Source organism: Thiohalorhabdus denitrificans (assembly GCF_001399755.1).
Classification (GTDB): Bacteria; Pseudomonadota; Gammaproteobacteria; order Thiohalorhabdales; family Thiohalorhabdaceae; genus Thiohalorhabdus; species Thiohalorhabdus denitrificans.
The window spans coordinates 108,489-131,398 of sequence record NZ_LJCP01000011.1; the positions used below are offsets into that span (position 1 = coordinate 108,489).

General features: G+C 71.7%; 20 protein-coding genes. 1 reads left to right on the forward strand and 19 read right to left on the reverse strand.

Going from position 1 to position 22,910, the window contains the following annotated elements; translation table 11 throughout:
• Both secA and AN478_RS10010 read right to left on the reverse strand, forming a co-directional pair.
• On the reverse strand, nucleotides 1-2,736 hold the full coding sequence (secA, locus tag AN478_RS10005; protein WP_054966479.1) for a preprotein translocase subunit SecA: 2,736 nt from the start codon (nucleotides 2,734-2,736) through the stop codon (nucleotides 1-3).
• A gap of 146 nt (nucleotides 2,737-2,882) precedes the next feature.
• Complete coding sequence (locus tag AN478_RS10010; RefSeq protein WP_176758727.1) at nucleotides 2,883-3,869, reverse strand: M23 family metallopeptidase; 987 nt, start codon at nucleotides 3,867-3,869, stop codon at nucleotides 2,883-2,885.
• A 96-nt stretch (nucleotides 3,870-3,965) separates the two neighbouring features.
• Here AN478_RS10010 and AN478_RS10015 point away from each other — a divergent pair, with 96 nt between their 5' ends.
• Nucleotides 3,966-4,433 (forward strand): DciA family protein, encoded by a 468-nt coding sequence (locus AN478_RS10015; protein ID WP_054966481.1) that lies wholly within the window; start codon nucleotides 3,966-3,968, stop codon nucleotides 4,431-4,433.
• A 91-nt stretch (nucleotides 4,434-4,524) separates the two neighbouring features.
• On the opposite strand, the gene AN478_RS10020 is transcribed toward AN478_RS10015, so the two are convergent.
• From AN478_RS10020 to rsmH, 17 genes are all read right to left on the reverse strand, one after another.
• Nucleotides 4,525-4,710 (reverse strand): hypothetical protein, encoded by a 186-nt coding sequence (locus AN478_RS10020; RefSeq protein WP_054966482.1) that lies wholly within the window; start codon nucleotides 4,708-4,710, stop codon nucleotides 4,525-4,527.
• An 18-nt stretch (nucleotides 4,711-4,728) separates the two neighbouring features.
• The gene (gene lpxC / locus AN478_RS10025; RefSeq protein ID WP_054966483.1) at nucleotides 4,729-5,637 is read right to left on the reverse strand and encodes a UDP-3-O-acyl-N-acetylglucosamine deacetylase; all 909 of its coding nucleotides are present in this window, start codon (nucleotides 5,635-5,637) and stop codon (nucleotides 4,729-4,731) included.
• 128 nt (nucleotides 5,638-5,765) lie between these two features.
• On the reverse strand, nucleotides 5,766-6,905 hold the full coding sequence (ftsZ, locus tag AN478_RS10030; RefSeq protein ID WP_054966484.1) for a cell division protein FtsZ: 1,140 nt from the start codon (nucleotides 6,903-6,905) through the stop codon (nucleotides 5,766-5,768).
• A 260-nt stretch (nucleotides 6,906-7,165) separates the two neighbouring features.
• Nucleotides 7,166-8,401, reverse strand: coding sequence for a cell division protein FtsA (ftsA, locus tag AN478_RS10035; RefSeq protein WP_054966485.1), 1,236 nt, complete (start codon nucleotides 8,399-8,401; stop codon nucleotides 7,166-7,168).
• Between the two features lie 12 nt (nucleotides 8,402-8,413).
• Entirely contained in the window at nucleotides 8,414-9,205 is a 792-nt protein-coding gene (locus AN478_RS10040; RefSeq protein WP_054966486.1) for a cell division protein FtsQ/DivIB, read from the reverse strand.
• Nucleotides 9,186-10,085, reverse strand: a complete 900-nt coding sequence (locus AN478_RS10045; RefSeq protein ID WP_054966487.1) for a D-alanine--D-alanine ligase — start codon at nucleotides 10,083-10,085, stop codon at nucleotides 9,186-9,188. Before AN478_RS10045 ends, AN478_RS10040 begins: the two co-directional genes overlap by 20 nt.
• Nucleotides 10,082-10,969: a UDP-N-acetylmuramate dehydrogenase gene (murB, locus tag AN478_RS10050; protein WP_054966488.1), complete on the reverse strand. Its 888-nt coding sequence runs from the start codon at nucleotides 10,967-10,969 to the stop codon at nucleotides 10,082-10,084. Before murB ends, AN478_RS10045 begins: the two co-directional genes overlap by 4 nt.
• Nucleotides 10,966-12,396 (reverse strand): UDP-N-acetylmuramate--L-alanine ligase, encoded by a 1,431-nt coding sequence (gene murC / locus AN478_RS10055; protein WP_054966489.1) that lies wholly within the window; start codon nucleotides 12,394-12,396, stop codon nucleotides 10,966-10,968. Before murC ends, murB begins: the two co-directional genes overlap by 4 nt.
• Nucleotides 12,386-13,468: an undecaprenyldiphospho-muramoylpentapeptide beta-N-acetylglucosaminyltransferase gene (gene murG / locus AN478_RS10060; RefSeq protein WP_054966770.1), complete on the reverse strand. Its 1,083-nt coding sequence runs from the start codon at nucleotides 13,466-13,468 to the stop codon at nucleotides 12,386-12,388. The genes murC and murG overlap by 11 nt, the downstream gene beginning before the upstream one ends.
• 53 nt (nucleotides 13,469-13,521) lie before the next feature.
• Nucleotides 13,522-14,694: a putative lipid II flippase FtsW gene (gene ftsW / locus AN478_RS10065; protein ID WP_074471268.1), complete on the reverse strand. Its 1,173-nt coding sequence runs from the start codon at nucleotides 14,692-14,694 to the stop codon at nucleotides 13,522-13,524.
• Complete coding sequence (murD, locus tag AN478_RS10070; RefSeq protein ID WP_054966490.1) at nucleotides 14,681-16,102, reverse strand: UDP-N-acetylmuramoyl-L-alanine--D-glutamate ligase; 1,422 nt, start codon at nucleotides 16,100-16,102, stop codon at nucleotides 14,681-14,683. Before murD ends, ftsW begins: the two co-directional genes overlap by 14 nt.
• Before the next feature lie 16 nt (nucleotides 16,103-16,118).
• Nucleotides 16,119-17,201 carry a phospho-N-acetylmuramoyl-pentapeptide-transferase gene (gene mraY / locus AN478_RS10075; RefSeq protein WP_054966491.1) on the reverse strand — a complete coding sequence of 361 codons (1,083 nt, stop codon included), beginning with the start codon at nucleotides 17,199-17,201 and terminating at the stop codon, nucleotides 16,119-16,121.
• Entirely contained in the window at nucleotides 17,202-18,539 is a 1,338-nt protein-coding gene (locus AN478_RS10080; protein WP_074471267.1) for a UDP-N-acetylmuramoyl-tripeptide--D-alanyl-D-alanine ligase, read from the reverse strand. It lies immediately after the preceding gene.
• Entirely contained in the window at nucleotides 18,523-19,983 is a 1,461-nt protein-coding gene (locus AN478_RS10085) for a UDP-N-acetylmuramoyl-L-alanyl-D-glutamate--2,6-diaminopimelate ligase (RefSeq protein ID WP_054966492.1), read from the reverse strand. Before AN478_RS10085 ends, AN478_RS10080 begins: the two co-directional genes overlap by 17 nt.
• Nucleotides 19,980-21,710 carry a peptidoglycan D,D-transpeptidase FtsI family protein gene (locus AN478_RS10090; RefSeq protein WP_054966493.1) on the reverse strand — a complete coding sequence of 577 codons (1,731 nt, stop codon included), beginning with the start codon at nucleotides 21,708-21,710 and terminating at the stop codon, nucleotides 19,980-19,982. The genes AN478_RS10085 and AN478_RS10090 overlap by 4 nt, the downstream gene beginning before the upstream one ends.
• Entirely contained in the window at nucleotides 21,707-21,973 is a 267-nt protein-coding gene (gene ftsL / locus AN478_RS10095; RefSeq protein WP_054966494.1) for a cell division protein FtsL, read from the reverse strand. The genes AN478_RS10090 and ftsL overlap by 4 nt, the downstream gene beginning before the upstream one ends.
• Nucleotides 21,970-22,908, reverse strand: coding sequence for a 16S rRNA (cytosine(1402)-N(4))-methyltransferase RsmH (gene rsmH, locus AN478_RS10100; RefSeq protein WP_054966495.1), 939 nt, complete (start codon nucleotides 22,906-22,908; stop codon nucleotides 21,970-21,972). The genes ftsL and rsmH overlap by 4 nt, the downstream gene beginning before the upstream one ends.
• Nucleotides 22,909-22,910 lie beyond the last annotated feature (2 nt).

Below are 22,910 nucleotides of genomic sequence, written 5' to 3' on the forward strand. Positions count from 1 at the left end.
CTAGCTCGCCTTCCCGTGGCACTGCTTGTACTTCTTCCCGGAGCCGCAGGGGCAGGGCTCGTTGCGGCCCACCTTGCGGCCCTCCCGGCGGACGGTCTGCGGCTCCTCGGCCGGCTCGGCCTCGGCCCGGGCGGCATGGCCGCCCTCTGAGCCCACCACCTCGGAGGCCACCGCCCCCTCGGCGGTGGGGTGCTGGTACTCCATGTCCGCCGGCTCGGAGGCATCCTCCTCGAAGGCCTCCAGGTCGGACTCGGCGCGCACCTGAACCTTGTACAGCAGCTCCACCACCTCCTGCTTGAACCGGTCCAGGAGCGCCTCGAACATGCTGAAGGCCTCCCGCTTGTACTCCTGGACGGGCTGCCGCTGGGCGTAGCCGCGCAGGTGGATGCCCTCCTTGAGGTGGTCCATGGCGGCCAGGTGGTCCTTCCACTGGGTATCCAGAACCTGCAGGGCCACCACCTTCTCGAACTCACGCATCACCTGCGGTCCGACGGAGGCCTCCTTCTCCCGGTAGAAATCGGTGATCGCCTCCCAGAGCTTCTGCTTCAGGGGCTCCTCGTGGAGGTCGGGATCCTCCTCCAGCCACTGGCGGACGGGCAGGTGGAGGCCGAAGGTGTGGTAGAGGCCTTCTTCCAGGCCGGCGGTATCCCACTCCTCCTCCACGGACTGCGGCGGGATGTGCTGGTGGAACACCGAATCCAGCACGGCCTCGCGGAAGGCCTCCACGGTGTCGGAGATGTCCTCGGACTCCATGAGCTCCCGCCGCTGCTCGTAGATGAGCTGGCGCTGCTGGTTGTTGACGTCGTCGTACTCCAGCAGTTGCTTGCGGATGTCGAAGTTGCGGCCTTCCACCTTGCGCTGGGCGTTGGAGATGGCCTTGTTTACCCAGGGGTGCTCGATGGGCTCGCCCTCCGGCATGCCGAGGCGCTGCATGAGGCCGCTCACCCGCTCCGAGGCGAAGATGCGCATGAGGTCGTCTTCCAGGGACAGGAAGAAGCGGGAGGCGCCGGGGTCGCCCTGGCGGCCGGCGCGGCCCCGCAGCTGGTTGTCGATGCGCCGGGATTCGTTGCGCTCGGTGCCGACGATATGCAGCCCGCCCAGCTCCACCACGCGGTCGTGGCGCTCCTGCCAGTCCCGGCGGGTCTCCTCGCGGCGCCGGTCCTTCTCCTCCTCGGAGAGGCTGTCGTCCTCCTCGATGGCCCGCAGCTCCAGGTCCAGGTTGCCGCCGAGTACGATGTCGGTGCCACGGCCGGCCATGTTGGTGGCGATGGTCACCGTCCCCGGCCGGCCGGCCTGGGCGATGATCTCCGCCTCCTTCTCGTGGAACTTGGCGTTCAGGACGTTGTGCGGGATCTTGGCCTGGTTGAGCTGCTCGTCCAGCTCCTCGGACACCGCGATGGAGGCGGTGCCCACCAGCACCGGCTGGCCGCGTTCGTAGCAGTCCCGGATCTCCTCCACCAGGGCGTCGAACTTCTCCCCCTTGGTGCGGTACACCACGTCGTCCAGGTCCTCGCGAACCATGGGCTTGTGGGTGGGCACCACCACCACTTCAAGGTCGTAGATCTGCTTGAACTCCACCGCCTCGGTGTCGGCGGTGCCGGTCATGCCGGAGAGCTTGTCGTAGAGCCGGAAATAGTTCTGGAAGGTGATGGAGGCCAGGGTCTGGTTCTCGTTCTGGATCTCCACCCCCTCCTTGGCCTCCACCGCCTGGTGGAGGCCGTCGGACCAGCGCCGGCCCGGCATCATCCGCCCGGTGAACTCGTCGATGATGACCACCTGGTTGTCGCGGACGATGTAGTCCTTCTCCCGGGTGAACAGGGCGTGGGCGCGCAGGGCCTGGCTTACGTGGTGCACCAGGTTGACGTTGGCGGCGTCGTAGAGGTCGCCCTCGTTCAGCAATCCCGCTTCGTCCAGGAGACGCTCCGCCTTCTCGTTGCCGTCCTCGGTGAGGGTCACCTGGCGCGCCTTCTCATCCACCGCGTAGTCGGTCTCGGCTTCCAGGTTGGGGATGATGCGGTCGATCTTGTAGTAGAGGTCGGTGCGGTCCTCGGTGGGCCCGGAGATGATCAGCGGCGTGCGGGCCTCATCGATGAGAATGGAGTCCACCTCGTCCACGATGGCGAAGGCGTGCTCCCGCTGGACTTGGTTCTCCTTGCGGAACGCCATGTTGTCCCGCAGGAAGTCGAAACCGAACTCGTTGTTGGTGCCGTAGGTGATGTCGCAGGCGTAGGACTGCTGGCGCTCCTCGGTGGGCATGTTGGCCCGGATGGTGCCCACGGAGAGGCCCAGGAAGCGGTACACCTGGCCCATCCACTCCGCATCGCGGCCGGCCAGGTAGTCATTCACCGTGACCACGTGGACGCCCTCCCCCGGGAGGGCGTTCAGGTAGGCAGGCAGGGTGGCCACCAGGGTCTTGCCCTCACCCGTCTTCATCTCGGCGATCTTGCCGTCATGGAGCACCATGCCGCCGATGAGCTGGACATCGAAGTGGCGCATGCCCAGCACCCGGTAGCTGGCCTCCCGGACCGTGGCGAAGGCCTCCGGGAGCAGATCGTCCAGTTTCTCCCCTCCGGCAAGGCGCTCCCGGAACCGCTCGGTCTGCGCCGCCAGGTCCTGGTCGCTCAGGGCCCGTACGGCCTCCTCCTGTTCGTTCACCCGCTCCACCAGCTTGTGGTAGCGCTTCAGGAGGCGTTCGTTCCGGGTTCCGAAGGTCTTACCGATCAGCTTGGTCAGCATGCTTGGTCCGTTTGGCTGGCGATTGGGGAAGGGCCGCGATACGCCCGCTTTCCGGGGCTCCGGAAAGCGGGGCTATCCCTTGGTCACGTATTCGGGCGAATGGTTCTCTGGGCGAGATAGCGGGGGTACGATAGCGGAACGGCGGACTACCGGTCCAGGAATTTGCGCGGATCGATGGCCTTTCCCTCGCGCAGCACCTCCAGGTGGATATGCGGACCCGTGGAGCGCCCCGTGTTGCCCACCGAAGCGACCTGCTGCCCCTTCTCCACGGATTCCCCCAGTTCTACCGCCACCTCCTGGTTGTGCCCGTAGCGGGTGCGGTAGCCGTTGCCGTGGTCAATCTCCACCAGCTTGCCGTAGCCGTATCGGTCCCCGGCCCAGGTCACGACCCCCGGCGCGATGGCCTTGACCTCGGCGCCTTCCTTGTTGGCGATGTCCACGCCGTCGTGGTAGCTCGGATTGCCGGAGAAGGGGTCGATACGGCGCCCGAAGTGCGAAGAGAGCCAGCCGCCGTCGGTGGGCCAGCCGTCGGGACGCATCTGCTGCCGGACGTTGCGCCGGTCGATCATGCCCCGCAGCAGCTCCATTTGCCCCTGACGGTTGGCGATCCGCTCCGACAGCCGCTCCACCTCCCGGGCCAGCTCGGTGAGGTCCTGTCCGCCCAGCTTCACCGGTCCGCCCTGCCCCTCTAGGGTTTCCTCGGGGCCGCCCACCGCCGGATCCGGGGCGAAATCGAACTCGCCATCGTCCAGGCCGGCCACCTTGACCACCTGCTCGCCCAGGGAGTCCAGCCGGGTCACGCGGGCCTGCATGGTGCCTATCTGCTGACCCAGGGCCTGCATGGCCGCTTCCATTCCCTCGCGGGTTTCCCGGAACCGCTTGATATCCTCCTGCAGGTCCACCCGCTCGGCCTCGACCCGTGCCAGCCGCTGTTCGTATTTCTTCTTCAGCGTGGAGGCGTCGGGGGGGGTGAGGAGGAACTGGGAGGCGAGATAGGCGAACGCGGCCATGAAGCTCAGAAACGATACAATCCCCCCGAAGAGGGTGGTGCGACTGAAACTGACATGGAGGGGCCGCCCGGTGGATCCCCGTGTCAGCACCAGGCAGTAACTCTCTTTACAGTTCCGTGCCACTTTTTCTTCCTCTGCGACGGCGGGATTTTTCTTCCTCAAGCACCATAAAAACTAGCAAACCTGCCCCCGCAAGGGAAGCTGCCTCCGCAGGACATTATGCGCTACACCAAATTTCGTCCAGATTCTGTCGCCGGCACCATACGGGCCCTGCTGCGCAAGCAGGGCATGACCGAGGAATTTGAGCGGCTTGCGGCCGTTACCCGGATCTGGGACGGCGTGGCGGGCCCGAATTGGCGGGAACACGCCTGGGTGGAAGGCTGGGACGGCACCGTCCTGACCATCGGCGTCGCCAACCCAGGGAACGCCACCCGGCTGCGCTTCGAGGCGGACGAGCTCGCCGGGCGGCTGCGCGCCCAAGGTCTGGCCGGCCTGCAGGAGCTGCGCCCCGTGGTCCGGCCCGTGGGACAGCGGACACCGCCGCCCCGCCACCGGCGGTACAGTCCCGAGGCGGCGGCCCGGGTGGCCGACAGCGCCGCCGAGGTGGCCGATCCGGACCTGCGGGCCGCCCTGCTGCGCCTGGCGGACCACCTGCACACCCCGCCCGGGGAGGACGGCGGGGCGTAGTAGGCCGTGGGGACGATGGCTCCCCTGCGCCTCCACGGGAGAGTGGGCGCAGGGTCCCCTGGCGCGGTCGGGGCCTGCGGTCAGGTCGCGGCTAAAGGCCCGCGTACAACCGGCCTCCGAACAAGTAGCCGAGGGCGATGAGGAGGAGGATCAGTACCACCTGCAGGATGCGGACGAACCCGCGCAGGAAGGCCCGCTTCCGGGTGACCACCCAGAGCAGGAGGGAGGCAAGGGCGGCGAGGCCGCCCAGGAACAGCGTCAGACGGAGGACGAACAACGCGCCCGTTCCCGCGCTTCAGTGGGAGGGGAGCGGGTCCAGGTAGGGGCGGGGCTCCAGGGAGCACTCCTCCCGCTCGACCATCTCCCAGGCGGTGGAATCGGCCAGCAGGGCCCGCAGCAGGCGGTTGTTGAGGGCGTGGCCGGACTTGTAGCCGCGGAAGCAGCCCAGCACCGGGTGCCCCATGAGGTACAGGTCCCCGATGGAGTCCAGCACCTTGTGGCGGACGAACTCGTCGTGGTAGCGGAGCCCCTCCTCGTTCAGGAGCCTGTGGTCGTCCACCACGATGGCGTTGTCCAGGTTGCCGCCGAGGGCCACCCCCTGCTCCTGCAGACGCTCCACGTCCCGGGCGAAGCCGAAGGTGCGGGCCCGGCTGATCTCCCGGGTGAAGGCGGTCTCCGAGAAGTCCAGCTCCACCTCGTTGTTATCCCGCATCAGGGGATGGTCGAAGTCGATCTGGAAGTGGATGCGCAAGGCGTTACAGGGCTCGAAACTGACCTTGCGGTCCTCGTCGGACACCTGGATGCGGCGCTTGATGCGGATGAACCGCTTGGCCGCCTCCTGCTCCCGCACCCCGGCGCACTGGAGGAGGAAGACGAAGGGAGCGGCCGACCCGTCCATGATGGGGACCTCGGCACCGTCGAGGTCCACGTAGGCGTTGTCGATCCCCAAGCCGGCGAACGCGGCCATCAGGTGCTCGACCGTGGCCACCCGGATGCCGTTGACGCCGAGGGTGGTGCAGAGGGTGGTCTCCACCACGTTCTCCACCCAGGCGGGGATCTCCGGGCACTCGGGAAGGTCGGCGCGCCGGAAGACGATGCCGGTGTCCTCGGGAGCGGGATGGAGGGTCACCGCCACCTTCTCGCCGGAATGGAGACCGATCCCGGTCCCTTGAATGGAGTTTCGCAGTGTCCGTTGAGCGACCATGGCCTATGCACCTGTGGAGGGGACCGGACCCACCCTCCTGGACGCCGCGTGGGCGTCCGCCTGTGGACCGGACGGGTTCCTTGTAAACGGTTATCCTACCGCAAATCCGTCCTTATAGAAACGGTCCGTCAGTCGGCCTGCTTGCGCAGGAACGCGGGAATGTCCAGATCGTCCTGATCGAGCTGGCTCCCCTGCCCCTGCTCCCGCTGACGCCGCAGGTAGGTGGGGGTATCCAGCGATTCGGTGCTCTCCTTCTTGGGCCGCACCGCCGCCTGGGGCTCCGGCGCCATGGGCTTGGGCCGGGATTTGGCCTCGCCCAGACCGGTGGCCACCACGGTCACCCGCAGCTCGTCGCTCAGCTCAGGGTCGAGCACCGTGCCCATGACCACGTTGGCGTCCTCGGAGGCGAACTCCCGCATGACGTTGCCCACCGACTCGAACTCGCTGATGGCCATGTCCATGCCGGCGGTGACGTTCACCAGCACGCCCCGGGCCCCGGAGAGGTCCATGTCCTCCAGCAGAGGGCTGGAGATGGCGTGATTGGCCGCCTCCTCGGCCCGGTCGTCGCCGGAGGCCGCCGCGGACCCCATCACCGCCATGCCCATCTCCGACATCACCGTGCGGACATCGGCGAAGTCCACGTTGATCAGGCCCGGGCGCGTGATCAGCTCGGAAATGCCCTGCACCGCGTTCAGGAGGACGTCGTCCGCCCGCTTGAACGCGTCCAGCAGGCTGGCCTTGCGCCCCATCACGTGGAGGAGCTTCTCGTTGGGGATGGTAATCACCGAGTCCACGTGCTTGGACAGGGCCTCGATGCCCGCTTCCGCCTGCTGCTGGCGCTTCTTGCCCTCGAACTCGAAGGGCTTGGTAACCACCGCCACCGTCAGGATGCCCTGCTCCTTGGCCTCCTGGGCGAACACCGCCGCGGCGCCGGTCCCCGTGCCGCCACCCATGCCGGCGGTGATGAACACCATGTCCGAGCCGGCCTGGACCTCCCGGATGCGGTCACGGTCCTCCTCGGCGGACTGGCGGCCCACCTCCGGCGACGCACCCGCACCCAGGCCCTTGGTGATGTTGGCCCCGAGCTGGATCTTGTTCTCCACGTTGATGCGACGCAGCGCCTGGGCATCGGTGTTGGCGACGATGAACTCCACCCCGTCCAGGTTGGAGGCCACCATGTTGGAGATGGCGTTGCCACCACCGCCGCCAACCCCGACCACCTTTATGGTGGCGCTGTCCTGACCCACCGTATCTTCCAGTTCGAACATCGCTCCCCTCCTCCTGACGCTAGCCTTGGCCCGCTTCCTCGACACAGCCGGCGGATGCGGTACCGGCCCGCAAGCCCGCTCCGGTGCGCCCGGTCACTCCCCGGCGCACCGGTATCCCAGCCGCCGGCAGCGGCGAGGACGCGCGGCAACAGCTGCAACGAGCGCGGCTCGCTTTGCCGTTCCTTGGATCGAAACCGTCTGCTCTCATCCGCGCCCATCCCTTCCCGCCCGGGCCCGTGCCCGCGGCCCGGAAATGACGGTTAGAAATTCTCGCGGAACCACGCCCGCATGCGCTTCACGATGGTCTTCCAACCGGAGCCGCTCCAGTCCCGGATGGAGGGATCCCGGCCGTGCTCGCGACCGAACTCCACCAGCCCCACCCCGGTGGCGTACATGGGGTTGCGGACCACGTCGTTGAGCCCGCCCACTCCTTCCGGAAAGCCCATCCGCACCGGCGCGTGGAAGATCTCCTCCGCTAGCTCCTGCATGCCCTCCATCTGGCTGGAGCCGCCGGTAAGGACGATCCCCGAGGCCACCACCTCCTCGAGGCCGGAGCGCCGCAGCTCCTCCTGTACCAGGTTGAACAGCTCCTCCACCCGCGGCTGGATGATCTCCGTGAGGGTCTGGCGGGCCAGCTTGCGCGGCTCCCGCCCGCCCACGCTGGGCACGTCGATCTCCTCGTCCTCCTGGATCAGATCCGTGAGGGCGCAGCCGTAGCTCTGTTTGATCTCCTCGGCGGCCCAGGTGGGGGTGCGCAGCGCGAAGGCGATGTCGCTGGTGATCTGGTCACCCCCCACCGGCAGGACCGCCGTGTGGCGCAGGCTGCCCTGGGTGTACACGGCGATGTCCGAGGTGCCGCCGCCGATGTCCACCATGCACACCCCGAGCTCCCGCTCGTCGTCGGAGAGGACCGCCGCGCTGGAGGCCACCTGCTCCAGGACCACGTCGTTCACCTCCAGGTCGCAGCGCCGCACGCACTTGATGATGTTCTGCACCGCCGACACCGCCCCGGTGATCACGTGGATCTTGGCCTCCAGGCGCACCCCGGACATACCGATGGGCTCGCGGACACCCTCCTGGTTGTCGATGATGAACTCCTGGGGCAGCACATGGAGGATCTTCTGGTCCGTGGGCAGGGCGAAGGCCCGGCCGTTCTCCATGACCCGCTGGACGTCGGCCTCGTCCACCTCCTGGTTCTTGATGGCCACCACCCCCTGGGAGTTGTGCCCGCGGATGTGGCTGCCGGCGATGCCCGCCCAAACCGACTCGATGGTACAGCCGGCCATGAGCTCGGCCTCCTCCACCGCCGCCCGGATGGAGGCCACCGTGGACTCGATGTTGACCACCACCCCCTTGCGGAGCCCGCGGCTGGGGTGGCGCCCGATACCGATAATCTCCAGGCCGCCGTCCGCGGTGCGCGTGCCCACCACGGCACAGACCTTGGAGGTGCCGATATCGAGGCCGACGATCAGGTTGTTGTCCGTGTTCCTGGTCATTTCCACCCTATGTCACCCTTGGTTCGGGGGGTGTTTGGTCGCCGCCCGGTCCCCTTGCCCCGCCTCCGCCTCGGGGGCCACGGCCAGGCCGTCGGGGTACCGCAGATCGATCCGGCTGACGGTACGTTCCAGGAGCTCCCACTCCCGCTCCACCCGGAGGAAACGGTTCAGGCGTCGCTCCCAGTTCCTGCGCCCGAAGCGGAGGAGGACCCGGCCGTCCACCTCCGCCGACCAGGCCCCGCGGGCATCCACCCGGAGCCGGCTCACCCGGTGATCCTCCAGGCGGGCCCGGAGGGTCGCCAGGCGTTCCAGCAGGGCTCCCAGCCGGTCGCGGGGGCCGGCCAGCCGCGGCAGACCCGCCTCATCGTCGAGGTCCCGGGGCTTGAACACCGTCCCCTCCCGGCTCACCAGGAACCAGGGGCCGCCGTCGGACCACAGGGCCCGCGGGCTATGCTCCGCCACCCGCACCCGAAGGGTATCGGGCCACTGGCGCCCGATGCGCGCCGACCGTACCCAGGGGCGGGCCTCCAACTGCCGTTTCAGGCGCCTCAGGTCCACGGTGAAGAAGCCTCCTTGCAGCCGGTCGCCCAGCCAGCGGGCCAGGGCCTCCGGATCCGTGTGCCGCAGGTCGCCGCCAATGGCCACCTTGCGCACCGGGCTCTGGCGGTCGAGCCAGGCCCTGGCGTCGTCCAGCATCCCCGCCACCCAGACGGCGGCGGCCAGGGCCCCCGCCCCGAGGAACAGGTACCGCAGGCGCGGTATCGGAAGGCCCCTCCTCCCGCCTTCACGGCGCCGCTGCGGCAAGGATGCGCTCCACGAGGTCGTCGAAGCCGATCCCCGCGTGGGCGGCGGCCTTGGGCACCAGGCTGTGCTCGGTCATGCCGGGTACGGTGTTCACCTCGATCACCTGCACCCCGCAATCGCCCACCAGCATGTCCACCCGGCCCCAACCGTGGCAGCCCAGGGTGTCGAAGGCGTCCAGGGCCAGTCGCTGGCAGTGCTCCTCCACCTCGGCGCCGAGCCCGGTGGGGTGCAGGTACTGGGTCCCGGCGCCGTGCTCGTACTTGGCCGCGTAGTCGTAGAAGCCGCGCTCGACCTCGAGCCGCAGCACCGGCAGGGGCGCGCCGTCGAGGATCCCCACCGTCACCTCGGCGCCGTCCACCCAGGCCTCGGCGAAGACGGTATCGTCGTAGGCGGCCGCCGCCTCCCGCGCGGCCTCCAGCTCCTCGGTCCCCTCGGCGCGGGCCATGCCCAGGGAGCTGCCGCTGCAGGCGGGCTTGACCATCACCGGCCAGCCCAGGCGCGCGGGCACCGTCTCCAGGGGCTCCCGGCCCAGGTCCACCACCGGCGGAGTGGGCAACTCCGCCGCTTGCCAGACCCGCTTGGAGCGCAGCTTGTCCATGGCCAGGGCGGAGCCCAGCACCCCCGAGCCGGTGTAGGGCACGCCCATGGTCTCCAGGCAGCCCTGCACCACCCCGTCCTCCCCGAAGGGGCCGTGCAGGGCGATCCAGGCCCGCTCCGCGCCGACCTCCCGGAGGCGCTCCGGGAGGTCGCGCCCGGCATCGATGCGGGCCACCGGATACCCCTTGCGCTCCAGCGCGGCGGCCACCGCCTCGCCGCTGGCGAGGCTGATGGCGCGCTCGGCGCTGGGGCCGCCGTAGAGCACCGCCACCGGACCGCTCATGGCTCGCGCCCCACGATGCGCACCTCCGGCTCCAGGGTAACCCCGGCGTCCTCCGCCACCCGTTCCTGCACCAGCCGGATCAGGCCCTCGATGTCCGCCGCCGAGGCCTGGCCCCGGTTGACGATGAAGTTGGCGTGGCGCTCGGAGACCTCCGCCCCGCCCAGACGGGTGCCCTTCAGGCCCGCCGCCTCGATCAGGCGGGCGGCGTGGTCGCCGGGCGGGTTGCGGAACACCGAGCCCGCGTTGGCCAGGTTCACCGGCTGGGTGCGGCCGCGGTGATCCAGCAGCTCGTCGGTCCGCTCCCGGATGGCCTCCGGGTCGCCCGGCTCCAACCGGAGGTGAGCGGCCACGAACCACTCCCCCTCGGGCAGGCGGGAGTGGCGGTAGCTGAAGGCGAACTCCGCCGGATCCGCGGTGCGCACTGCACCCCGGCGGTCGATCACCTCCACCGCCGCCAGGATGTCGGCCAGCTCGGCGCCGTAGGCCCCGGCGTTCATGGCCAGGGCGCCACCGATGGCCCCCGGGATGCCCGCCAGGAACTCCGCCCCCGCCAGCCCCTGCTCGGCGCAGAACCGGGCCACCCGCGCGGAGCTGACCCCCGCCTCCGCGCGCACCCGGTCGTCCGCCAGGCGCTCCAGGGCCTTGGGCCCGCCGCGGGTGCAGATCACCGTCCCGCCCACGCCGCCGTCGCGCACCAGGAGGTTGGAGCCGTGCCCCACCCACAGCAGCGGCTCCACCGCCTCCCCGGAGGCCAGGAACGCCTGCAGCTCCTCCAGGGTACGGGGGGAGAACAGCCGCTCCGCCGCGCCGCCCACCCGCCAGGTAGTGCGCGGCGCCATGGGCACGTCGCGCCGGAGCCGGGAGCGCTGGGCGGGGGCGCTCACGGGCCCGCCTCCTCCCCGGGGCACAGCTCCCGGGCCAGGGCGCCGATGTCCCCGGCGCCGAGGGTCAGCACCACGTCGCCGGGCCGGGCGGTCTCGCCCAGGGCTTCCGCCATCCCCGACAGCGGGCCGACGAAACGGGCACGGGGATGGCCATGGCGCACCACCGCATCGTGGAGGTCCGGGCCCTCCGCCCCGGGAATGGGCTCCTCGCCGGCCGGATAGACCTCGGCGAGCAGGAGCTCGTCCGCCTCGCCAAAGGCCCCGCCGAACTCCTCCAGCAGATCCCGGGTTCGGGTGTAGCGGTGGGGCTGGAAGGCCACCACCAGGCGGCGTTCCGGCCAGGCCTCGCGCACCGCCGCCAGGGTGAGCCGCACCTCCTCGGGGTGGTGGCCGTAGTCGTCCACGTACAGGATGCCGTCGCGCTCGCCGCGCACCTCCGTGCGCCGCCCCACACCCGAAAAGCCCTCCAGCCCCCGGCGGATGGCCTCGGGGGCCACCCCCAGGCGGTCGGCCACGGCGATGGCGGCCAGGGCGTTGGCGATGTTGTGCCGCCCCGGCAGGTTGAGCGCCACCTCCACCAGCGGCGCCTCCTCGCCGTAACGCCAGCACTCGAAGGTCATGCGGCTCCCACGCGCGGCCACGTTGCGGGCCTGGTAATGGGCCTCCGAATCGTAGCCGTAGGTGACCCAGGGCTTGGTGAGCCGCGGCAGCATCTCCCGCACCCGCGGGTGGTCGCGGCACAGCACCGCCAGGCCGTAGAAGGGCACCTGCTGCAGGAACTGCAGGAAGGCGGCCTCCAGGCGCTCCGGGTCGCCGCCGTAGGTGTCCATGTGGTCCGGGTCCATGCCGGTGACCACCGCCATCTGGGGATGGAGGTAGAGGAAGGAGGCGTCGCTCTCGTCCGCCTCCGCCACCAGGTAGTCCCCCTCGCCGAGCATGCCGTTGCCGGTGATGCTGTTGAGGCGGCCGCCGATGACCATGGTGGGGTCCAGGCCGCCCTCGTGGAGCAGCGTGGCCACCAGCGAGGTGGTGGTGGTCTTACCGTGGGTGCCCGCCACCGCCACCCCGCGCTTGAAGCGCATTAGCTCGGCCAGCATCTCCGCGCGCGGGATCACCGGGATGGCGGCGTCCAGGGCGGCGGCCACCTCGGGGTTGGTGCGCTTCACCGCCGAGGAGGTGACCACCACGTCCACCCCCGCCACGTTCTCCGGGTCGTGGCCGATATGCACCCTGGCGCCCAGCTCCCGCAGGTGGGCCACCGTGGCCGACTCCTTGAGGTCCGAGCCGCTTACCGGGAAGCCCAGAGCCAGCAGCACCTCGGCGATGCCGCTCATCCCCGCGCCCCCGATCCCCACGAAATGGATCCGGTGGTGGCGCTCCGGCCCGGCCGGCCGCTCCGCCGCCTCAAAGGGCCTGTTATCCGGCATGTTCCCTTCCCTCCAGGCAGCTATCCGCCACCGCTTTGGCCGCCTCGGGGCGGGCGAGGCCACGGGCCGCCTCGCCCATGGCCGCCAGCGCCTCCCGATCGGCTAGCCGATTCCTCAACAGACCGATGACCTCCCGGCCCTCCCATTCCTCCTGGGTCAGGCACACCGCTGCGCCGCGGTCCACCAGGGCCTCCGCGTTCTTGCGCTGGTGATCGTCCACCGCGTGGGGGAAGGGCACCAGCACGGCGGGCACGCCGGCCGCCTCCAGCTCGGCCACCGTGGCCGCCCCGGCGCGGCAGAACACCAGGTCGCACCAGGCGTAGGCGGCGGCCATGTCCTCGATGAAGGGCGTGACCGTGGCCTCCAGCCCGGCGTCGGCATAGGCCCGCTCCACGGCCTCCCCCTCGTCCCGCCCGGCCTGGTGCCAGACGGTGACCGGCCGCTCCTCCGCCAGGCCGGCCAGGCACGGGGGCACCTCGCGGTTCAGGAAGCGTGCCCCCTGGCTGCCGCCGAACACCAGCACCCGCAAGGGGCCGCCGCGCTCGGCGTACCGCCTTGCCGGCTCCTCCAGGCCCAGCAGCTCCGTCCGCACCGGCGTGCCCACCCAGCGGGCCCGGGGACCCAGACGCTCGGCCGCCTCCGGGAACCCGGTCAGGATGCGGGTCGCCAGGCGGCGCAGCAAACGGATGGCGAGCCCGGGCACGGCGTTCTGCTCGTGCAGCACCAGGGGGCGCCGCGTCACCCAGGCCCCCAGGCCCGCCGGCGCGGCCACGTAGCCGCCCATGGCCAGCACCGCCGCCGGGCGCAGGCGCAGCAGGGTGCGCCCCGCCGCCGCCACGGCCCGGCCCAGGGCCCAGGGAAGCGCCGCCCAGCGCCGCCAACCGCTGCCCCGCAGGCCACGCATCTCCAGGCGGTGCAAGGGGTAGCCGGCGGCGGGAACGGCGCGGGCCTCCACCCCGGCGCCGGTCCCCACGAAATGGACCTCCACGCCCCGTCGGCTCAGCTCATCGGCCACCGCCAGGGCCGGGAAGACGTGGCCGCCGGTGCCGCCCGCGGCGATGACCACGCGCACCGGGCCCTGCCCCCTGCGGGCCTTCTCGGGCCGGAGGTCGCCGCGCGGCCCCGTCACGCCGCCGCCCCCGCCAGCTGCCGGGGAGCGGCCCGGCCGCCTCCCGTTCCCCGGCCCGGCCGGTGGAGATCAATGGAGGCCAGGATGCCGAGGGCGGCCAGGGTGGTCACCAGGCTGGAGCCGCCGTAGCTCATCAGCGGCAGGGTCAGCCCCTTGGTGGGGAGCAGGCCCAGATTGACCCCCATGTGGGCGAGCGCCTGGAAGCCCAGGAGGAAGGTGATCCCCTGGGCCACCAGGCGGCCGTAGGCATCCCCGGCCCGCTCGGCGATGACGAAGCCGCGCCGGACCACCACGCCATAGAGGACCAGCACCGCCAGCGTCCCTACCAGCCCCAGCTCTTCGCCCACCACGGCGAACATGAAATCGGTATGGGGCTCGGGGAGGTAGAACAGCTTCTGGATGCCGTCCCCCAGACCCACCCCGCCGTACTCGCCGCGCCCGAAGGCGATCAGGGACTGGCGCAGCTGGAACCCCGAATCCAGGGGATCGGCCCAGGGGTCCAGAAAGGCCACCACCCGCTGGTAGCGGTAGTCGCTGCCGAACACCGCCCAGGCAGCGAAGGGCAGGACGCCCAGGGCGGCCGCCAGCAGGTGGCGCAGGCGGATGCCGCCGAGGAAGCCCATCACCAGCCCCGTGCCCACCACCAGGGCGGCGGCGCCGAAGTCCGGCTCCAGCAGCAACAGGGCCGCCGACAGCCCCGCGATCACCAGGATGGGCAGGAGGCCGTGGACGAAGGTGCCGAGCTGCGCCTCCCCCTTGCGCACCAGATAGCTGCCCAGGTAGAGAATGAACGCCACCTTGAACGGCTCCGAGACCTGGACCCGGGCCACCCCCAGGTCCAGCCAACGGGCGGCCCCCGCCACCCGCTCCCCCACCCCGGGGATCAGCACCAGCACCAGGGCGATCAGCCCCGCCAGCAGCACGAAGGGGGCTAGGCGCCGCCACACCTCCGGCGGAGTCAGGGTGCAGGCGGCTCCCACCGCCAGGCCCAGCAGGATATAGACCAGCTGCCTGCCCACCACGTAAAAGGAGCTGCCCACCTGTTCCGTGGCCAGGGGCGCCGAGGCGGAATAGACCATCACCAGCCCCAGGCCGAGCAGGGCCGCCACCGCCCCCAGCAGGGGCGGGTCCGGGAGGACGCGCCGCCACTGGATATCAGCGGAAGGCATGGTTCTCCTCCAGGGCCGTCACCGCCCGCCGGAAGTCCTCCCCGCGGGCCGCGAAGCCGGGATACTGGTCGAAGCTGGTGCAGCCCGGCGAGAGCACCACCGTGTCCCCCGCCTCCGCCACCGCGGCGGCCCGGCACACGGCGGCGTGCAGGTCGCCGGCCTGGTGGACCGGGGTCGCCCCGTCGATGGCGGCGGCGATCTCCCCGGCGGCCTCGCCGATCAGCACCGCCTCCCGGCAGCGCTCCGCCAGCAGGGGGCGCAGGACCGTGAAATCCCCGCCCTTGTTGATGCCGCCGGCGATCCACACCCAGCGTCCCGGCAGCCCCTCCAGGGCGGAGGCCACGGCCCCCACGTTGGTGCCCTTGGAATCGTTCACATACCGCACTCCGCCCACGGTGGCCACCAGCTCCATGCGGTGGGGGAGCCCACGGAATCCCCGCATGGCGTCCGCCAGGGCCTCAGGCTCCAGGCCGGCGGCCCGTCCGGCGGCCAGGGCAGCCAGGGCGTTCTGGCGGTTGGGGATCCCCACCAGGGGCCACTCGGCCTCCGGCAGCACCGGCTCGGGGCCCTCCGGACCCCCCAGGGCCAGCCACGGGCCGTCCGCCCGCTCCACTCGCCCGGCCCCGCCGGCCGCCGGGGCGCCGGCGCCAAACCAGGCCCGCCGCACCTCCGCCGGCACCGCCTGCGCCCGCTCCCGCACCTCCGGATCGTCGGCGTTCAGCACCGCGGTGTCGCCCTCACCCATGTTGCGGAACAGGGCCAGCTTGGCGTCGAAGTACGCCACCTCGTCCGGATAACGGTCCAGGTGATCGGCGCTCAGGTTCAGCAGCACGGCCACTCCGGGCCGGAAGCGGTCCAGGCCCTCGGCCTGGAAGCTGGAGACCTCCAGCACGTAGGCGTCGGGAGCGGCACCGTCCAGGAGGTCCAGGGCAGGGGTCCCCAGGTTGCCGCCCACGCGCACCGAGCGGCCCGCCGCCTCGAACATGGCACCGACCAGGGTAGTCACGGTGCTCTTGCCGTTGGAGCCGGTGATGGCCACCACCGGGGCCCCGGCGTAGCGACCGAACAGCTCCACGTCGCCGATCACAGGCACCCCCGCCGCCCGGGCCCGCTGCAGGGCCGCCTCCGTCGGCGGGACGCCGGGGCTGGCCACCACCAGGTCCTGGGCCGCCAGAAGGTCGCCGTCGAGGCCGCCCAGGGACAGCCCCCCAGCCAAAACCTCGTTGCGGTCCAGACCCTCCAGCCCCGGGGGATCCTGACGGCTGTCGGTGAGCGCCACGCGAGCGCCCGCCGCCTGCAGGAAGCGCACGGCGCTCCGGCCCGTGCTGCCCGCCCCCACCACGGCCACGCGCCACCCGGCCAGGTCGGCGCGGGCGGCGGCGGGAATCCGGGGGGCTTCGGCGGTCATGACGATCTCGCGCTCCCTAGCGGATCTTCAGCGTGGACAAGGCCACCAGGACGAGGATCACCGTGATGATCCAGAACCGCACCACGATGCGCGGCTCCGGCCAGCCCTGCAGCTCAAAGTGGTGGTGCAACGGCGCCATGCGGAACACCCGCCGGCCGGTGAGCTTGTAGGAGGCCACCTGGATCATCACCGACAGGGTTTCCACCACGAAGATGCCGGCCATGATGACCAGCTCGATCTCCTGGCGGGCGACCACGGCCATCAGCCCCAGCGCGGCGCCCAGGGCCAGGGCCCCCACGTCGCCCATGAACACCTGGGCCGGGTAGGCGTTGAACCACAGAAAGCCCAGCCCGCCGCCGATCAGCGCCCCGCAGATCACCGCCATCTCCCCCGCGCCGTCCACATGGGGGATCTGCAGGTATTCGGCGAATCCCAGGTGGCCCGTGACGTAGGCGAAGATCCCCAGGCCGAAGGCGATCATCAGGGCCGGGAAGATGGCCAGCCCGTCCAGACCGTCGGTGAGGTTTACCGCGTTGGAGGTCCCCACCACCACGAGCACGGTTAGCGGGATGTAGACGATCCCCAGCGGGATCAGGGCGTCCTTGATGAAGGGCAGCGCCAGGGCCGTGTCCACGGGGGCGTCGGCCAGGCTGTACATGTACACGGCGGCCGCCGTGGCCACCAGGAGCTGCCCCCCCATCTTGTTGGCCGCCCCGATGCCCCGAGGGTCCTGCTTGGCCAGCTTGAGGTAGTCGTCCACCAGGCCGATCACCCCGTAGGCCGCGGTGGCCAGCAGCACCACCCACACATAGCGGTTGCTGAGGTCCGCCCACAGCAGCGTGGGCACCACCAGCGCCACCAGGATCAGGGTCCCTCCCATGGTGGGCGTTCCCGCCTTGGGCAGGTGGCTCTCGGGGCCTTCCTCCCGCACGGTCTGGCCGATGTTGTAGCGGCTCAGCCGCGCGATCATCCACGGCCCCACCAGGAAGGACAGGATCAGCGCCGTGAGCGTCGCCGCGATGGTGCGGAAGGTGATGAACTGGAACAGGGAGAAGCCGGGCAAGTCCCCCCATTGTTCGAATAGCAGGTGATACAGCACCTAGTCGTCTCCCCTAAGGCGGGCCACCAGCCTCTCCAGCCGCATGGTCCGCGACCCCTTTACCAGCACCCGGTCCCCGCTCGCCGCCTCGGTCTCCAGGATGTCCGCGGCCTCCTCCCAGTCGGCGACGCTCCGCGCGGCCGCGCCGAAGCCCCGGGCGGCCTCGCCGGCGAGGGCGCCGACCCCGATGAGCGCGTCCACGCCGAGGGCCCGGGCCTGCTCCCCCGCCCGGTGGTGGTGCTCGGCCCCGGAGGGTCCGAGCTCCCCCATGTCCCCCAGGACCAGCCAGGTACGGCCCGGGCCCTCGGCGAGCACCTCCAGGGCCGCCTCCAGGGAGGCGGGGTTGGCGTTGTACGTGTCGTCCAGGACGGTAAGGCCCGCCCGGCCCCGGCGCAAACGCAGCCGCCCTTCCACGGGGGCGACCGTTTCGAGGGCGCGGGCCACGTCCGCCGCAGAAATGCCCAGGGCGGCGGCCGCGGCGGCCGCCGCCAAGGCGTTGCGCGCGTTGTGGCGGCCCGGCAGGGGCAGGCGGGCCTCCGCCTCCCCATCGGGCAGCCGCAGCCACAGGCGCCCGCCATCGCCCTCCGGCGCCCATTCCCCCTGCACCTCCGCCGGGGCCTCCAGGCCGAAACGCAGCACCGGTCCGGGCGCCGCGCGGGCCCACTGCTCCCCGAAGGGGGAATCGGCGTTCAGAACCGCCACCCCCTCGCGACCCAGACCGTGCAGGAGACGGCCCTTCTCCTCCGCCACCCGCTCCAGGGACCCCAGGCCCTCCAGGTGTGCGGCGGCGGCGTTGGTGATGACCGCCACGTCCGGCCGGATCGCCGACGCCAAGCGGTCCATCTCCCCGGGCTGGTTGATGCCCGCCTCCACCACCGCGTAGCGGTGCTCCGGCCCCAGTCCGAACAGGGTCAGGGGCACGCCCACCGTGTTGTTCCAGTTGCCGGGGGTGGCGTGGCTCAGGCCCCCGGCGGCGCCCAGCACCGCCCCCAGCATCTCCTTGACCGTGGTCTTACCGCAGCTGCCGGTCACCGCCACCACCGAAGCCGGCAGACTGCGCCGCCAGCCGGCGGCCAGATCCAGCACCCCCTGGCCGGTGTCGGGCACCTCCACCCGGGGCAGATCACCGGCCGCCGCGCCCCGTTCCACCAGGGCCGCCGCGGCGCCCGCCTCGCGGGCCGCGTCGAGGTGGTCGTGGCCGTCGAAGCGCTCCCCGCGCAGGGCCACGAACAGGGCCCCGGGCCGGAGGCGACGGGTATCGGTATCCACTTCCGACACCACGGCCTCGCCGTGGCGGCGACCGCCGGTCCATTCCGCCACCTCAGCCAGATTCATCATGGCCCGCGGCCTCCCGGAAGCTCGCCAGCCAATGGCGGACCGCCTCTCGGTCGCTGAAGGGTATGCGGTGCCCGGCCAGCTCCTGCTCCCGCTCGTGGCCCTTGCCGGCGATCACCACCGCGTCTCCCGCGCCAGCCGCCTCCAGGGCGTGCTCGATGGCCGCCCCGCGGTCCGGGATCGCCACCGGCTCGCTCTCTCCCATTCCGGCCCGGATCGCCGCGATGATCCCCTCGGGGTCCTCGCCGCGCGGGTTGTCCGAGGTGAGCACCACCTCCTGGCAGAGGCGTGCCGCCACCGCGCCCATGGCCGGCCGCTTCTCCGTGTCCCGCTCCCCGCCGCACCCAAAGACGCACCACAGGGAGCCCTCCGTGAGCTCCCGGGCCCCCTCGAGGGTGCGCTCGAGGGCGTCGGCGGTATGGGCGTAATCCACCCAGATCCGGGCCCCGCGGGGCGTCGTACCCAGGTTCTCCATACGGCCGGGCACCGGGGGCGCGACCGAGAGGCGCCGCCCCACCTCGGCGGGCTCCAGCCCCAGGGCGAGGCCGGCGGCCACCGCCGCGAGCAGGTTGGACAGGTTCACCCGGCCTACCAAGGCAGAGCGCACCGCAACCTCGCCTCGGGGGGTGGCGGCCCGCAGGCGGATCCCCTCCGGGCCGCACTCCGCCTGCTCCATGCGCACGCCCCCCACCTCCAGGCCGTACCGCCAAAGGGGGACCCCGGGGGCCACCGCCGCGGCGAAGTCCCCACTCGCGGGGTCCTCGGCGTTGATCACGGCAAAGCTCAGCCCCGGACGCTCCAGCAGCCGCCGCTTGGCCGCCCGGTAGGCGCCCAGATCCCCGTGGTAGTCCAGGTGCTCCGGCGTCAGATTGGTCCAGACGGCCCCGGTCAGCGTGGTGCCGGCGAGCCGCTCCTGGTCGAGGGCGTGGGAACTGGCCTCCATGGCCACCCCCGTCACCCCCTCAGTACGCAGGTAGCCCAGGCGCTCCTGCAGGGTCACGGCATCCGGGGTGGTCTCCCCGGAGGGGTGCAGGGCGTCGGGCCGCCCCCAGCCGAGGGTGCCGATCACCGCCCCGTCGTCGAACAGGGCCGCCAGCAGCCAGGCCAGGGTGGTCTTGCCGTTGGTCCCAGTTACCCCCACCACCGGCAGGTCCCGGGACGGATGGTCCGCCAGGCGCGCCGCCGCCTCGCCCAGGAGCCGCCGGGCCCCGGGATGCACCGCCAGCGGCGCCTCCGGCGGCAGATCCACCGCGCGCTCCGCCACCACGCCCACCGCCCCGGCGGCGATGGCCTCGCCGATGTAGTCGTGGCCGTCGGCCGTCGTCCCCTGGAGGGCGAAGAACAGGGTGCCGGGGCGCACCGCGCGGCTGTCGGCGGCCACCGCCTCCACCGGGAGCCAGCCGGCGCCCTCGGCCACCGCCTCGGGGACCAGCTGTTCCCACCTCATGACGCGGACCCCGACGCGGCGGCGGGCTCCCCGGTCCCGCGGGCCTGCCGCAACGGGGGCGGCGGTCCGCCCCCTTCCTCGCTGGGCCGCGGCGGGACCTGCCGCAGGCGCAGCCCCTGGGCGATGATGCGGCGGAAAGCGGGGGCCGCCACCTTGCCGCCGTAGTGCTCGCCCTGGGGCTCATCCACCATCACCACGGCCACCAGGCTGGGGTTGCTCACGGGAGCGAAGCCGGCGAAGGCCGACAGGTATTTGTCCTCCGCGTAGCCGCCCTTTTCCGGCTTCTGCGCGGTGCCGGTCTTGCCCGCCACCCCGTACCCCTCCAGGGCGGCGCGCTTGCCCGTTCCCCCGGGGCCCACCACCAGGCTCAGCATCTCCGCCATTTCCTCCGCCGTTTCCCGGCCGAGGACCCGCTTGCCCGGAACCACCTCATCGGGTCCCACCCGCCGCAGGGTGAGCGGCAGGCGCACCCCGCCATTGGCCAGCACCGCGTAAGCGCGCGCCACCTGCAGGGCGCTGGCGGTCATGCCGTGGCCGAAGCCTATGGTGGCCCGCTCGAAGCGGTTCCACTGGTAGGGGGGACGCAGCACCCCGCTGGCCTCCCCCGGGAAGCCCGTACCGGGCCGCAGCCCGAAGCCGAAGCCCCGCAGGTGACCCCACAGCTGCTGGTTGTCCTGATCGAGGGCGATCTTGGCGGCGCAGATGTTGCTCGATTTCTGGATCACCTCCTGCACGGGGACCTCGCCCATGGGATGGGCATCGTGGATGGCGTGGCCTCCCACGCGCATCAGCCCGTTCTCGCAGAACACCTCGGTATCCGGCCGCACCTGCCCTTCCTCCAGGGCGGCGGCCACGGTGAACGGCTTGAGAATGGATCCCGGCTCCATCGCGTCGGTGATGGCCCGATTGCGGCGTTTCGCGGCCCCGCCCTGCCCGCCGCGGCGGTTGGGATTGTACGAGGGGACGTTGGCCAGCGCGAGCACCTCCCCGGTATGGGGGTCCACCACCACCGCCATGCCCGCCTTGGCTTCGTACCGGGCCACCGTCTCCTTGAGGGCCTGGTAGGTCACGTACTGGAGCCGGCTGTCCAGGCTGAGGCGCAGGTCGTCGCCCCGCCGCACCGGCTTCTCCACCCGCAGGGTGCGCATGTCCCGCCCCAGGGCGTCCCGCTCCACCAAGCGCCTGCCGGGGGTGCCGCTCAGGGTCCGGTCGTAGGCCAGCTCCACCCCCTCCAGGCCGATGCCGTCCACGCCGGCGAACCCTACCACATGGGCCGCCACCTCACCCGCCGGGTAGTAGCGGCGGTATTCCTGCACCGTACCGATGCCGTTGATGCCGAGGGCCTGCACGGCCTCGGCCACGCTGGGCGGCACCTGCCGCCGCAAATAGACGAAGGGGCTGCTCCGCTCCAGGCGCTCGCGCAGGGCCCGGGGCTCCATGTCCAGGGCCCGGGCCAGCCGCTCCAGGTCTCCCCGCCCCGTGGCCACCTCGGGCGGGGCCGCGTACACCGACTTCACTGGGGTGCTCACCGCCAGGGGGGCGCCGTTCCGATCCAGCACCGCGCCGCGGATAGCGGGCACCCGGACCTTGTGGAACGCCTGCTGCCGGGCCTTCTCCTGCAGGTCGGGGGCGCGCACCACCTGCACCCGGAGCAGCTGGACGGTGATGCCCAGAAACCCCATAAGCAGGAGGAAATATGCGAACCGTCCCCGCCAGGCGAGCTTCATGGCCGAAAGTCCCAGATCTCCCCGGGGTCGGGGGTGTGCATGTCATGCCGCTCGCGCGCCAGCTCCTCCACCCGGCTGCGGGCCCCGAGGGCGGCCCGCTCCAGCTGCAACCGTCCCCATTCCGTCTCCAGCGCCCGGACCCGGTCGCGGTGCTCCTGGATGGTGAGGTCCAGCTGCCGGGCCTCCTCCCGGACCCACACCACGGCCATCGCGTTCGCCAGCACTAGGGCCACAAGGACCGCCACGGCGCCCGCCCGCCTCACGCCGCCAGCCGCTCCGCCACCCGGGCGATGGCGCTCCGAGCGCGGGGATTGACCTCCCGCTCCTCGGGCCCGGGACGCAGGGGCTTGCCCACCGGCCGCAGGCGCGCCGCCTTGTCGCAGCGGCATACCGGAAAATCGGGGGGACAGACGCAGTCTCGGGCCTCCTCGCGGATGAACCGCTTCACCATGCGGTCCTCCAGGGAATGGAAGGCGATCACCACCAGCCTTCCGCCCGGCCGGAGCACCTCCACCGCCGCCTCGAGGAAGGCCTCCAGCTCCCCCAGCTCGTCGTTGACCGCCATCCGCACCGCTTGAAAGGTGCGGGTGGCCTTGTCCTTGCCCGGCTCGCCGCGCCCCGGAACCGCCGCACGGACCACCTCCGCGAGGTCCCCGGTGGTAGCAAGGCGCTCCCGGGCCGCCAGGATGGCGCGCGCCACCCGCCGGGCGTGGCGCTCCTCCCCGTACTCCCGCAGGACCCGCTCCAGCTCGCCGGGGTCCACCTCCCGCAGCCATTCGGCGGCGCTGGGGCCCGCCCCGGGGTCCATCCGCATGTCCAGCGGTCCTTCCTCGCGGAAGCTGAAACCCCGGGCGGCGTCGTCCAGCTGCGGCGAGGAAACCCCCAGATCGGCCAGGATCCCGTCCACGCCCTCGGTCCAGCCCGCCTCCGCCACGGCCGGGCCGATCCGGGAAAAGGGGTGACGGAGGATCCGGAAGCGGGGGTCGGACGCGAATTCGGCACGCCCATGGGCGACGGCCTCCGGATCCCGGTCCAGGGCCAGCAGCTCCCCGGTCTCGCCGAGCCTATCCAGGATCAGCCGCGCATGGCCGCCCCGCCCGTAGGTGGCGTCCACCAGACGGCGGTCCGGTCCCGGCCGGAGGGCGTCCACCGCCGCTTCCGCCAGGACCGGGAGATGTTGCCTCCCTTCCGCCGCCATCA